Here is a 13,435-nt window from a genome sequence, read left to right as displayed (position 1 = left end):
ACACTTAACTTAAAGAAAAGCGTAAGCAATGGATAGCGCATGAGCGACGACATCTTTTTACTAGATGACACAGCCAACGAGACTCAAGAGCAAGGCGAGCAATGGAAGTTGTTAGTGGTTGACGATGAGCCAGAAGTTCACCACATCACTAGCATGACCCTGTCACAGTTTGTTTTTGATAATAAATCGATACAGTTTCTGCATGCTAACTCTGCTCAAGAAGCAAAAGGTATATTGGCAGAACATGCCGACATTGCTTTAATCCTGCTTGATGTAGTCATGGAAACCGACGATGCGGGCTTGTGCCTCGTTCGTCATATTCGCCAAGAACTAAACAATCAAAGCGTTCGAATTGTTCTGCGCACTGGTCAGCCAGGACAAGCCCCCGAAGATGAAGTAGTAGAAAACTACGATATTAACGACTACAAAGACAAAACCGAGCTTACCTCGCAAAAACTACGCACTCTAATCAGAGCAAGCTTACGCTCTTACCGTGATATTTGCTCACTAGAAAAGCACAAACTCGGTTTAGAAAAGGTAGTTAAAGCCTCTCGAGGCATTTTCGAAAAAAATGCTTTGTTTACCTTTGTTGAAGGCGCTTTAGAACAACTGGCAGTAATACTAAATTTAGAAGACAGCTGTATTTATCAAGTTGAACAATACGCCTACCAAGTTAATGCGACCCAACTGCAACTACTGGCTTACCAAGGACAGCAGCGCCCCAGTAAAGCCCACCAACAATTATCAGAACTTCCTAACACCCAGCAACAAATATTCAGCCAAGCAATCGAGCAAAAGACCAATGTGTTTCAAGATAAGGCCTTAGCAATTTACTGTGAAAACAGCGCTTATAACTTATTGTTTTACATCACGAGAAACACCTCTTTTAATCAAGCAGATCAGCACTTCATCGACCTGCTTAGCGAAAATATTGTGGTTGCCCTAGAGAACATTCGCCTTAACGAGGTGATTAGCACCAACCAAAAAGAAGTGCTTTATCGCTTAGGGGAAATTGTAGAAACCCGCTCTAAAGAATCAGGCATGCACGTTCGCCGTGTAGCACTGTTTACCGCCTTGCTGGCCGAGTTACTGGATTTACCCGCAATGAGGGTAGAACAGCTAAAATTAGCGTCTCCGTTACATGACGTGGGCAAGGTAGCCATACCCGATGCAATACTGCACAAGCCGGGTAAGTTAACGGCCGAGGAGTGGGAAGTAATGCAAACCCATGCAGCGATTGGCGAAAACATGCTGAAAGATTCAAACATCGAGGTCATGCAACTGGCCTCTGAAATCGCCGGCTCTCACCACGAGAAATGGGATGGCAATGGTTACCCAAGAGGCTTAAAAGGCGAAGATATTCCGATTAGCGGGCGACTCACCGCTATAGCTGACGTATTTGACGCCCTAGGCAGTATTCGTTGTTACAAAAATGCTTGGAATGACCAGCAGATTATTGAGTACTTAGAAGAACAACGTGGTAAACAGTTTGATCCAAAGCTGGTAGATGCCCTACTCAACAACTTTGCACAGTTTGTGCAAATTAGAGATAAGTACCAAGACTAGTTAATTACTCAAGATCTTGAGCGAGACTTAAAGCCCGAAAACTCGAATCGCAGATACAAAAAAACCTCGATAAACGAGGCTCTTGTTTAGTAGTGGCGGAGTGGACGGGACTCGAACCCGCGACCCCCGGCGTGACAGGCCGGTATTCTAACCAACTGAACTACCACTCCGCATATACTAACGTCACGATTGTATTACTACTTTAATGCTGGCGGAGTGGACGGGACTCGAACCCGCGACCCCCGGCGTGACAGGCCGGTATTCTAACCAACTGAACTACCACTCCTACGCATTAAATTGTTTCGTCGTTGGCGGAGTGGACGGGACTCGAACCCGCGACCCCCGGCGTGACAGGCCGGTATTCTAACCAACTGAACTACCACTCCGCTACATCGAAACATTACACACAGACTAAACAGACTTGGCGGAGTGGACGGGACTCGAACCCGCGACCCCCGGCGTGACAGGCCGGTATTCTAACCAACTGAACTACCACTCCGCAGAACCATCTCGTCTGGTGCGGCGCAGATAATACGGTTATGCCTATTACGAGTCAACAAAGAATTGTCTTATTTCTTTAAAAATCCGTTCAAGCGCTGATGTTTTAGCCAAAGCGTCGAGCTTTTAGCCAAAGCCGCCTACAAATCACTCTGACGGCATTTTTAAGCTGTTGGCTTCGTCCATTTTTGGTTCTGCACTTGGCTCTGCTGCAGGTGCTTCTCTAGCCCCTTTTAAAGCTGCCTCAAAAGCCTTGCGTTTCCGCCACCAAATAAAGCCAAAGGCTGAGCCTGCTAACAATAAGAAGCCAAATACGTAAAGCAGAATTACTAGCCATAAAGACATCTCAGGCTCTGGAACCACTACCTCTTTTATTTCAACTGGCTCTGGCGGCGGTGGCGGCGGTGGAAGGATCACAAAATCCTCCTCTGGCAAGTCGATCACAATCTCTCTATTTTGAATTGTGGTAGCAAGCAAGGTACCCATAACGCGATAACGCCCCTGCTCGGTCGGCGTAGGTAGAGCTACCGTAAACTCATCGCTTTCAGCATCGGTTCGAAAATCCTGCTCCCAACCCACATTGTTATAAACCTTACCGCTAATCACTACCGATTCGGGCCGAATTTCATCGGTATCTATGGTTAACCCCATACGCGCTTGACGCTCTTCATCTTTTGGCGACATCACATTTATTTCAACAGGATTAGGGTATATCAGTACCGGAGAGATTTGAGCGCGAGTAAAAATCTGGTTTAAGGTGCTGACGATCATTTCGTACTTGCCGGGGCGTGCTTCTAGCTCAATAAAAGTGGTAAACACGCCGTCATCAGCATATTCATCATAATCTTTACCATCATCAAAAAATTTACCCAACTCATCACGGCGTACTTCTACGGTTTGATCTTCAAGCAGCTGCTGGCGCATTAACGACACATTCATTAAGGCTTCTTGTAGCATTACCTCTAAATCAATCCGCTCTCCTTTGCTACTGAGGCGTGCCGTTACGCGCAAACGCTCTCCTTGATATAGCTGGTGAGGAATAGGGTCTACTGTTAACTCAACATCGCTGAGGATACGAATACGGTTACGGCCTTTGTTTTCGGCCACAGCCTGCCATGGACCACGCATCGGCTTTTCAATGGTCACAATGTCGAGTTCGTCAGTTTCTAACCAACTAACGTTTTTGGGCACGTCCCAAGCGTAAATTTTGCTGCCATCGGGGCGCACCAAAATAGCGGCGGGAGAACCAGGAGAGCGGTATAAAAGAAAAGTCGCCTTATCAATAGTTTGATCGAGGCGAAAACGATTATCGATTAAAGGAATATCTCGATTCTCGAAAATGGTTGAAGCTTGAACGGGTATCACTACACACAACAATAACCACAATATGTTTTTTATCATCAAGTTTAATTGCGCCAGCGACACTGGCCTCCCTTTTTCTCGACAAGGTCTAAGCGTTCTTGGTGAGCACTTAGTTCCTGCTCTGTGGCAAATACCACTTTTAGCGGCGCTCTATTGCTATCAACTAAGCGCACTCCCACACCATCACCACTGCCTTTTTGCTTCAAATTCAGCTTATTTTGGCCACCGGTCATTTTTAAGAAAACGTCGGCCAGCAACTCGGCATCCAGTAATGCGCCGTGGTAAGTCCTTGATGTACGGTCTACGCCATAATAATCACTTAAGGAGTCTAAGTTTTTACGTGAAGGCAGCGGCTTATTGCCGGCCATTTGAACTTCACGCTTATTGTACTCGCCACGTCGCGCCACCAATAATGAGTCGGTGATAGTACAGATATCGGCACATTTGGGCATCGCTTTAGCTAAGGTGCGCGACATCATCTCAAACTCGTGATCAAGGAAACTAATATCGAAGTTTGCGTTGTGCGCCACCAGCTCACCGCCACGGATGAACTCGACAAAGTCATGAGCAACGTCTCTAAACAAAGGCTTGTCTGCAACAAAGTCATCGGTAATGCCGTGAACTTGAATCGCTTCTTCATCAATCAACTGCTCGGGGTTGATATAAACGTGAAAAGTATTGCCGGTAAGTTTGCGGTCAATCACTTCCACACAACCAATTTCAATGACTCGATGGCCTTGATAAATAGGTCCACCGCTGTCATTCATACCGGTGGTTTCAGTATCAAATACAATTAAGCGATGGTTCTTGGATTGGTTCACAACAGCTCCTATGCGACACTAAGCAGATAATCCTGCAAGTTTAACAAAAATATGGCGAAAGAAGTCCACTTGTTTACCGACGGCTCTTGTTTAGGTAATCCGGGGCCAGGAGGTTATGGCACATTATTGGTTTACCAAGAGCATCGCAAAGAGCTTAGCCAAGGATATCGACTCACCACCAATAACCGCATGGAGATGCTCGCCGCCATCATTGGCCTAGAAAGCCTAACTCAAAGTTGTAAGGTGATATTAACTACCGATAGCCAATATGTTCGCCAAGGCATAACTCAGTGGATCCACAACTGGAAAAAACGAGGCTGGAAAACCGCAGCAAAAGCCGAGGTAAAAAATGCTGACCTATGGAAGCGCTTAGACGCCGCTTGTCAGCACCACCAAGTAGAATGGCATTGGGTAAAGGGCCACGCCGGCCATCCAGAGAACGAACGCGTAGATGACTTAGCCCGAGAAGCTGCCAGCAACAATGCAAATTTAATTGATGAAGCATATGAGCAACTCAATTAGCCACTAATTGACGAAGGCACTGGAATACGCTGCTTCACTCTCCAGGCTTTTTTAACCGGAGTTAAAGGTGCGCGGCGTTTGCGTGCCACTATAAAATACGCTGAGGCTGTGGCTCGAAAATAGCGTTTTCCCCAGCGCTCAAACCATTGTGGTGCTGGCCTGCTGTTTACAAACGAGGTGTAAGCAAAACGTTCATCATTAAGCACTTCAAACCCTAATAAATTTAACCAATCTTTGACCCGCGCAGGGGTAAACATGCGACATGACCAAGGCATTCCACGTTTTCTAAAGGGAAAGTAGCGACGCATTCCCAGCAAACTAAATGGGTTAAAGCCACTAATAATCACGTAACCATCGGCAGTGAGCACTCGCTCAACCTCTCGCAACATTTGATGGGGATCTTTGGAAAAATCTAAACTGTGGGCAAGTAAGCACAAATCGATACTGCTTTCTTGAAAAGGTAATTGCTCGGGGTGAGCTCGCAAACCAATTAAGTGCCCTTGTTTACCTACATTTAATTGATGACGAATCATTGAGGCATGACAGTTTAGCTGAGCACTTAAATTGCCCAGTTTTAACATGTGATAGCCAAAGGCCACAGGCAGATGTTGGTCAAGCAAACTTTGCTGTTGCTCCATTAACCAATCACCTAATGGCAGATCTTGCCAGAAGTCAGGGCTTGCAATTACTTCACGAATTTTCGCCGGCTTCATCAATTCCCCGTACCAATCTACTGCAGTTAAGGCAATAATGTGTCATCGACTTTAACGACAGAGATATCATAATGCAAATCATCCATATACCCGCCTTTAATGATAACTATATCTGGTTAATAAAAGAGGCAAATTCAAACGATTGTGTTGTGGTTGACCCAGGTGACGCTGCGCCTGTAGAACAGCGACTTAAAGATATTGGCGGACAATTAAGCGCAATACTTATCACCCATCATCATGCTGATCATATTGGCGGTGTAGAACGCTTACTGGCTAGTTACCCACAAGCGCGGGTGTACGCCCCCAAAAACGCCAAATATAGCTTTGAACATCAGGTTGTTGATGAAGCTAGCATTATCACTCCAGAAGGCTTGAACAGTCCTTTCTCGGTAATTGAGGTTCCAGGGCATACGCTCGACCATATTGCCTATTTAAGTGAAGGCCATCTGTTTATCGGTGATACCCTATTTTCGGCAGGCTGCGGTAGGTTGTTCGAAGGTAGTGCTGAGCAAATGCACCAATCGCTATCAAAAATTAAAAAGCTTTCCCCCGAGACTCTTGTTTACGCCGCACACGAATACACTCAGGCTAATCTACAATTTGCGCTTGCTGCGGAACCAGACAATGTTGAGCTACACCGTTACCAGCAGCAAGTGAGTAAGCTGCGACAAATGGGCTTACCCAGCCTTCCTACCAGCTTAAATCAACAGCTGGCGATAAATCCTTTTTTACGCTGCGATAATGCCAATATTAAGGCCGCCGTTGAATTGGAAGAATTACAGCCATTAAACAATGAGATAGCAGTATTCGCTGGCCTAAGATCATGGAAAGACCGCTACTGACTTGCCAAACAAGGTTTAGCTCAATACCATTGGGCACTGAATTTTACGTAAATGGATGAATCATGAAAGCGCTCATTGTTGGCCTTTTTTCTTTATTATTGGGCGCTTGCCAACTTACTAGTCCTCAAGTTACTGAACCATTAGTTGATGCTAATACCGCAGACCATAGCGAGCTGCAGGCTCAAGAGGAACAAACCAAAGTAGTTGAAGAAGCCAAGGTTCAAGCCGAGCCCGAAGTAGAGCCAGAGCCTCAAGCTCCGGTATATAACGATGTATGGGTACGTATTGAAGATCAACTGGCGATCCCATTGCCAGAAAACAATAAACGCCTACAAGCCCAGCTTAATTGGTTCTTAAAACATCCTGACTACATGCGCCGAGTATCGGTTAGGGCTGACCCTTATTTGTTTTTTATTGTAGAAGAGATTGAAAGGCGCGAAATGCCTCTTGAGCTAGCTCTTCTACCTATAGTAGAAAGCGCTTTTCAACCTTTCGCCTACTCCCACGGACGTGCTGCAGGTATCTGGCAAATTATTCCAGGCACCGGTACAAGATTCGGTCTAGAGCAAAACTGGTGGTACGACGGCCGCCGCGACATTTATGCCTCTACCAATGCTGCACTCGATTATCTCGAGTACCTACACAAATACTTTGATGGTGATTGGCTACATGCTCTTGCTGCCTATAACTCTGGTGAAGGACGGGTGCGACGCGCTATTCGTGCTAACGCCAAAGCCGGTAAGGCCACAGACTTTTGGTCGCTAAACCTGCCAAGAGAAACCCGCGCTTATGTGCCAAAACTGTTGGCACTAAGCCAAATGCTGCAACACCGTGATGAGTACCAGCTAAACATTCCAAAAATTGCCAACCACGCCCATTTTGAGAAAGTGGCAACTTATAGCCAAATCGATTTAGCGCTGGCGGCAGATTTAGCTAACATCAAGTTAGATCAATTGCATAAGCTCAACCCAGGCTTTAACCGCTGGGCGACTGCGCCAAACGGCCCACATTACTTGTTAGTACCAAAGAAAAACGTGCCTAATTTTGAAATAGCACTCGCCTCTTTATCTAAACAAGAGCGCATGCAATGGGCCCGTTATAAAGTAAAATCCGGTGACAGCCTTAGCGTAATAGCCAAGCGCTATAACACCACCAGCAAACAGATCAGAGATCTTAACCAGCTAAGCAGCAATACTATTCGCATTGGTCAACATTTGTTGGTGCCAGTGTCTTCACGTAATCAAAATGCTTACACCTTAAGCCAGAGCCAGCGTTTAGCCAGCCAACAGAATAAACCTCGTGGCGACATAAAACTAAGTTACACAGTGAAGTCAGGAGATAGTTTTTGGAGCATTGCGCAAAAGTATAAAGTGTCGCACCGCAGTGTTGCTAAGTGGAATAGCATGGCGCCTACCGACACCTTAAAACCAGGTAAAAAACTGGTGATTTGGCAAAAATCTCAAGCCAATAAAAATCACATACAGACCGTTACCTATAAAGTACGCAATGGTGACTCGCTGTCTCGTATTGCCCAAAAATTTAAGGTATCAGTGACCGACTTACTTAAGTGGAATGACCTAAACAAAAACCACTATTTGCAGCCAGGTCAAAAGTTAAAACTCTACATTAACGTGGCAGAAGTTAGCGCTTAGCAAAACCAAAGTGTACTAACAAAGCATTGTGATCGGAGCTCTCGGTCACAATGCTCTCACTCTGATTTACTCGTAGCCCCCGATAAAATACATGATCTAGAGCTTTACCAAAAAAGCGGGTTCGATTATCGGGCTCAAACCTCACTGTTCTTAATTGATGTGCGGTAATAAACTGTTCAAGCACCGCTAAACGCCCAATACTCCAAGTATTAAAATCCCCCGCAAGTATCACCGCGCCTTGATAACTGGCCAACCAAGGGCCAAGCTGCTGGAGTTGTCGCAAGTAATCTTGTTCGCTCAGGGTGAAATTAATGCTATGCATGTTAATCAACAATAACTGCTGCTGTTGCCATTGGTATAACTGCAACAAAGCTGATTTCGGCACTCTTATCCATGGCTCGGTGCTTAACGCCAGGCAACTCTCTTCACTAGCAAACTTAGCCAAGTTCATCACGCCTAGGCCGTCACCAAGCCACTCAAAGGCAATGGCTTGATACTGATGCCATTGAGCGCCTTCAGACCACGCTAGCATGCGCTCTCGGCTTGCTTCTTGTAATAGTAAAAAATCAACGTGTTGGGAAAACTGCTGGAGCTGTTCTGTCCAGCCCTGATTCTGTCCTTTATAGCTGTTCCAGACTAAAACTGAAAAGTCTTCAGTGTCTGGGAGTGTTTGAATTTGTTGTAAATTTGCAGGTTGGTAGTCTAGAGTTTGATTATCACAAGCGGGTAAGGCTGCAACTGCTAAAGGGCTTAATACAGTAAGCAAGGAAGCTAGCATTAAAGCTTGGAACAACCAACGAATCACTAGCACACACAGCCCTCTTTAAATACGCCGATAACAAACCAAATGGATAAAACTAAGCACAACTAAAAAGATATTTTGGCAAAGCCTAGCAGCTTGGCAAAATTGCGACATACTTGAGCTATCATCAAATAATGGATAAACAAATGCAATCTCAAGAGCCAAAGACACTAGTTCCTATATTTGCTGGCGGTGGCACTCGCCTGCCGGCACATATTGGGATTCTAGCCGGCTTAAAAGAGCTAAATGTTCATTTCTCTCATATTGTAGGTGTGTCAGGGGGCAGTATTATCAGCTCCTTATTTGCCAGCGGCATGGATGTAGATCAAATAAAAGCCATTGCCTTAGATACCGATTTCGAGCAATTCAAAGGCTTTTCACTGATCAGCCTACTGCGAAATGGCGGGCTTTGCTCCGGTGATAAATTTGAAGAATGGATCGATGACTTACTTAACGGTGTCACTTTCAGCCAGCTGCCCATGCAATTACACGTTGTGGCTACCGACGTACGCTCGGGTTCGCCAGTTGTATTTGATGCTATTCGAACCCCTCACGAAAAAGTATCGCGAGCGGTGCGTTTTTCTATGTCTATTCCTCTAATTTTTTCCTTCAAACCATACCAAGAACATTTAATGGTAGATGGCAGCATTTTATCAGAAGACGCTCTCCATCAAGATTGGGCCGAAGATGGCACTCCCGTCATCTGCTTTAGGCTGCGCGGCGACAATGATATAAAGCCATTGCAAACTAACGGAATTTTTCCTTTAGCCGCTTACATATCTTTGTTAATTAGAACGTTCATGACCACCATTTCAAGAGAGTATGTTAATGAGAAATTCTGGCATAGAACCATCGTAGTCAATACTGGGAATACTTCTCCGGTAGATTTTCACCTCAACGATGAAGCCAAGCTGCGTTTATTCGACACCGGCTATCAAACTGCCATTAATATCGTGCCAGCAAAAATATGGCACCAACAACATCCAGCTCCCCAAGCTGACAACAAACATATTTAAAACAAAGGCTTGATCACGTTTTCAAGCACCAAAGCCGCTTCTTAGCCAGTAAAGCGCATAGCCGACTACACTTAAAAAAAGCCAAAAAAATAACTATTCGGAACGTAGACTATGTCACTGACTATTCGCCAACGCTTACTCTTTTTATCACTAGCACCAGTATTAATTTTGGCTGTTAGTATTTTATTGCTTACCATTTCAGAAACTCAAAAGCTCACTCAAGGTCAATCAAGCGAAACCCGTGAAAACATGCTAGGCATGAAAAAGGATGAGCTAAAAGCTTATATGGGTTTGGCCTACTCTGCGGTTGCTGAGATCTATGAAAACGGCGGAAGCCTAGAACAAGCCTTACCTATACTGCAACGCTTAGAATACGGTGAAACAGGCTATATGTTTGGTTACACCAATAAAGGTGTTCGCGTATTTATGGGCACTCTAGACAAAGGCATTGGCGATAACTTTTGGTCACTGCAAGACAAACAAGGCCAGTACTTAATCCAAGACCTGATAAAAGCCTCGAAAAAAGGCGAATTTTATACTTACTACTTTCCAAAACCTGGCGGCACCGAAGCCCTACCAAAATTAAGTTACGCGATTTATCTAGACCGTTGGGATTTAATGATGGGCACAGGCTTTTACACCGACGATGTTGAAGCGGTAATCAGCACTCTTGAAGAGCATGCTAAAGGCAGCTTACAATCCTCGCTTATGTTCTTAGGCCTTACCGCTGCAGCATTGTTAGGCTTTGCGCTAGTCATTGGCTACTTTATTAATCGAAGCATTATGGCTCCCCTACAGGACCTCAATCAGTCCTTCGAAAAGCTTGCTAGTGGCGATGCAGATCTAAGTGCCCGACTCGATACCAACTACGTACACGAGTTTGGACAACTAGCAACTAACTTTAACTCCTTTATCGAATTACTCCACGAAATCATAAGCATGGTTGGTAATGTTGCCCACGACGTTGCCAAAGAGACTTCTTCAATGTCAGAGCGTGCTAATAGCGTTGACCAACTGCTTGTTGAGCAACGCGAAGAAACGGAGCAAGTTGCCACGGCAATGACCGAGATGACAGCCTCAGCTCACGATGTCTCCGACAATGCTAATCAAGCGGCTGACTCAGCCCAACAAGTGGATACTAACGCTGGACAAGCTATGAGCACCGTTGGTTCTGCAGTAACTACCGTGCAACAGCTAGCAGATGAGATAGGCCAAGCCAGCGAAGTGATTGGCAAGCTTGAAGGCGATGTACAAAATATTTCTTCTGCTCTAGGGGTTATTCAAGGCATTGCTGAACAAACTAACTTACTGGCCTTAAACGCGGCCATTGAAGCAGCCCGAGCTGGTGAGCAAGGCCGAGGCTTCGCAGTTGTGGCCGATGAAGTGCGTCAACTAGCCAGCCGCACTCAACAAAGTACCGGTGAAATTCACGGCATGATTGAACGTTTGAAAAGCGGCTCTGATGCTGCAGTATCTGCTATGGACAGCAGCCAAGAACGTAGCAGTGAAGCGGTAAGTGGAGCAAATGCCGCCAGTGATGCCTTGCAACTCATTAAAGAGTCAATTCAACACATTATGGATATGAATGCCCTCATCGCAACCGCAACCCAAGAGCAAAGCCATGTAGGCCAAGAAATATCGCAACGTATAGTGCATATTGCTGACCAATCCAGCCAATCCGCCGGCCTAGCCCAAGAAAACCGCAGTGGCAGTGTTAACCTTAATGAGCGTGCAGAACAACTTGAACAGTTAGTAAAACGCTTTACCCTTTGAGCTGACTGCACTCAATAGCCCCATGTTTTATGGGGCTTTTTATGTCTATTGCTAAGTAGCAGAATCAATTCACAAAAAAACTTAATTGCTTGTGCTAACCTGCCGATAAACCTCAACAACACCTCTACAAAACCTCAAGCTCAGGGAGCAAACCATGTCTCTAACCATACGCCAACGTCTACTCATTTTAGCCTTAGGACCAGTTCTTATTTTGGCTGCCAGTATGCTTTTCTTAAGCTACTCCGAAACGAAAGCACTTAGTCAGGCTCAATCTTCTGAAACTCAAGAAAACATGATGGAGATGAAAAAAGTCGAGCTAAAAGCCTATATAGACATGGCATACTCCTCGATAGCTGATATTTATGAAAATGGTGGAAGCCTTGAGCAAGCGATGCCCACTCTTAAAAGGTTAAAGTATGGTGAAAGCGGCTACTTATTTGGATACGACAAAACCGGTGTGCGTAAATTATTAGGCACTAGCGAAAAAGGTATTGGCGATAATTTTTGGTCGCTGCAAGATAAACACAACCAATACATAATCCGCGATTTACTAAAAGCATCAAAAAACGGTGACTTCTATACTTACTACTTCCCCAAACCAGGCGGTAGTGAAGCACTGCCAAAGCTAAGCTACGCCGTCTATCTAGATAAATGGGACTTATTCATTGGCACCGGTTTTTACACCGATGATGTTGACGCTGTGATTGCCAAACTCGAAGCTGAAGCCCAAGCTAGTCTTGAGTCATCAATGCTTTTCATCTTCATTACTGGTATTGCCTTGCTTGGCCTAGCCGTGGTGATCAGCTATTTTATTAACCGTAGCATTATGGCGCCACTGCAAGACTTAAATCAGTCCTTCGAAAAACTCGCTAGTGGTGATGCAGACCTAAGCGCCCGTCTCAGAACCGACTATGTTCATGAGTTTGGTCAATTAGCCAATAATTTTAATGCCTTCATATCGCTTCTTCACGACATTATTAGCATGGTGGGTAAAGTCTCTTCTGATGTAGCAAAAGAAACCTCATCGATGTCTGATCGCGCTAACAGTGTAGACCAACTGCTAGTAGAACAGCGCGAAGAAACGGAGCAAGTTGCTACAGCAATGACCGAGATGACAGCCTCAGCTCACGATGTGTCTGACAATGCTAATCAAGCGGCTAATTCAGCTCAAGAAGTTGATACCAATGCTGGACAAGCAATGACTACCGTAGGCAGTGCGGTCACCACGGTGCAACAACTGGCTGACGAGATAGGTCAAGCTAGTGAAGTGATTGGTAAACTTGAAGGCGATGTACAAAATATTTCTTCCGCTCTAGGGGTTATTCAAGGCATTGCTGAACAAACCAACCTACTGGCCTTGAACGCGGCCATTGAAGCAGCCCGAGCTGGTGAGCAAGGCCGAGGCTTCGCAGTTGTAGCCGATGAAGTGCGTCAACTAGCCAGCCGCACTCAACAAAGTACCGGTGAAATTCACGGCATGATTGAACGTTTGAAAAGCGGCTCTGATGCTGCAGTATCAGCCATGAATAGCAGCCAAGAGCGCAGTGGCGAAGCAGTAAGCGGCGCCAATGCCGCCAGCGATGCCTTGCAGCTTATTAAAGAATCTATTCAACACATCATGGATATGAATGCCCTCATCGCAACGGCGACCGAGGAGCAAAGCCATGTGGGCCAAGAAATATCACAACGCATTGTGCATATTGCTGACCAATCGAGTCAATCTGCTGGTTTAGCCCAAGAAAATCGCAGTGGCAGCATCAACCTTAATGAACGTGCTGAGCAACTCGAAGAACTAGTAAAACGCTTTACCCTCTGAGCTAATGCCAATTGGCACTAAAAAGTGCAATAAAAAAGCCACCCTAAGGTGG

11 protein-coding genes and 4 tRNA genes are annotated in these 13,435 nt (G+C 45.4%); 7 read left to right on the top strand and 8 right to left on the bottom strand.

The features are described 5' to 3' along the window. The first annotated feature begins 39 nt into the window (after nucleotides 1–39). The gene (locus tag G6R11_RS06835) at nucleotides 40–1,566 is read left to right on the top strand and encodes an HD domain-containing phosphohydrolase (RefSeq protein ID WP_163132327.1); all 1,527 of its coding nucleotides are present in this window, start codon (nucleotides 40–42) and stop codon (nucleotides 1,564–1,566) included. 93 nt (nucleotides 1,567–1,659) lie between these two features. On the opposite strand, the gene G6R11_RS06830 is transcribed toward G6R11_RS06835, so the two are convergent. From G6R11_RS06830 to dnaQ, 6 genes are all read right to left on the bottom strand, one after another. Next, nucleotides 1,660–1,736 (bottom strand) — tRNA-Asp (locus G6R11_RS06830). A gap of 39 nt (nucleotides 1,737–1,775) precedes the next feature. Further along, nucleotides 1,776–1,852 (bottom strand) — tRNA-Asp (locus tag G6R11_RS06825). 23 nt (nucleotides 1,853–1,875) lie between these two features. Further along, nucleotides 1,876–1,952 (bottom strand) — tRNA-Asp (locus G6R11_RS06820). Nucleotides 1,953–1,988: 36 nt separating this feature from the next. Beyond that, nucleotides 1,989–2,065, bottom strand: a tRNA-Asp gene (locus G6R11_RS06815). A gap of 146 nt (nucleotides 2,066–2,211) precedes the next feature. Then, nucleotides 2,212–3,489: a TIGR03503 family protein gene (locus G6R11_RS06810; RefSeq protein ID WP_163132326.1), complete on the bottom strand. Its 1,278-nt coding sequence runs from the start codon at nucleotides 3,487–3,489 to the stop codon at nucleotides 2,212–2,214. After that, a complete protein-coding gene (gene dnaQ, locus G6R11_RS06805; protein ID WP_163132325.1) occupies nucleotides 3,471–4,247 on the bottom strand; it encodes a DNA polymerase III subunit epsilon in 777 nt (258 codons plus the stop codon). Before dnaQ ends, G6R11_RS06810 begins: the two co-directional genes overlap by 19 nt. 51 nt (nucleotides 4,248–4,298) lie before the next feature. Here dnaQ and rnhA point away from each other — a divergent pair, with 51 nt between their 5' ends. Further along, entirely contained in the window at nucleotides 4,299–4,769 is a 471-nt protein-coding gene (rnhA, locus tag G6R11_RS06800) for a ribonuclease HI (RefSeq protein ID WP_163132324.1), read from the top strand. Here rnhA and G6R11_RS06795 read toward each other — a convergent pair. Then, complete coding sequence (locus G6R11_RS06795; RefSeq protein WP_163132323.1) at nucleotides 4,766–5,482, bottom strand: class I SAM-dependent methyltransferase; 717 nt, start codon at nucleotides 5,480–5,482, stop codon at nucleotides 4,766–4,768. The genes rnhA and G6R11_RS06795 overlap by 4 nt on opposite strands. Nucleotides 5,483–5,553: 71 nt before the next feature. On the opposite strand from G6R11_RS06795, the gene gloB reads away from it, so the two are divergent. Further along, nucleotides 5,554–6,324: a hydroxyacylglutathione hydrolase gene (gloB, locus tag G6R11_RS06790; RefSeq protein ID WP_205472640.1), complete on the top strand. Its 771-nt coding sequence runs from the start codon at nucleotides 5,554–5,556 to the stop codon at nucleotides 6,322–6,324. Nucleotides 6,325–6,386: 62 nt separating this feature from the next. Continuing rightward, nucleotides 6,387–7,976, top strand: a complete 1,590-nt coding sequence (locus G6R11_RS06785; RefSeq protein WP_163132322.1) for a LysM peptidoglycan-binding domain-containing protein — start codon at nucleotides 6,387–6,389, stop codon at nucleotides 7,974–7,976. Here the strand turns inward: G6R11_RS06785 and G6R11_RS06780 are convergent. After that, nucleotides 7,966–8,787 carry an endonuclease/exonuclease/phosphatase family protein gene (locus tag G6R11_RS06780; RefSeq protein WP_163132321.1) on the bottom strand — a complete coding sequence of 274 codons (822 nt, stop codon included), beginning with the start codon at nucleotides 8,785–8,787 and terminating at the stop codon, nucleotides 7,966–7,968. The two genes, G6R11_RS06785 and G6R11_RS06780, sit on opposite strands and share 11 nt — an antisense overlap. Nucleotides 8,788–8,924: 137 nt before the next feature. Here G6R11_RS06780 and G6R11_RS06775 point away from each other — a divergent pair, with 137 nt between their 5' ends. The 3 genes from G6R11_RS06775 to G6R11_RS06765 all read left to right on the top strand — a co-directional run bounded on the left by G6R11_RS06775 (nucleotide 8,925) and on the right by G6R11_RS06765 (nucleotide 13,383). Then, a complete protein-coding gene (locus G6R11_RS06775) occupies nucleotides 8,925–9,794 on the top strand; it encodes a patatin-like phospholipase family protein (protein WP_240352412.1) in 870 nt (289 codons plus the stop codon). Between the two features lie 111 nt (nucleotides 9,795–9,905). Next, on the top strand, nucleotides 9,906–11,567 hold the full coding sequence (locus tag G6R11_RS06770; RefSeq protein WP_163132319.1) for a methyl-accepting chemotaxis protein: 1,662 nt from the start codon (nucleotides 9,906–9,908) through the stop codon (nucleotides 11,565–11,567). Between the two features lie 154 nt (nucleotides 11,568–11,721). Further along, a complete protein-coding gene (locus G6R11_RS06765; protein ID WP_163132318.1) occupies nucleotides 11,722–13,383 on the top strand; it encodes a methyl-accepting chemotaxis protein in 1,662 nt (553 codons plus the stop codon). Nucleotides 13,384–13,435 lie beyond the last annotated feature (52 nt).

It is taken from the genome of Agarivorans sp. Alg241-V36, from assembly GCF_900537085.1.
In the GTDB taxonomy this organism is placed as follows: Bacteria; Pseudomonadota; Gammaproteobacteria; order Enterobacterales; family Celerinatantimonadaceae; genus Agarivorans.
The sequence above is the reverse complement of the archived record's forward strand: the minus strand, read 5'-3'. Positions and strand labels throughout refer to the sequence as shown.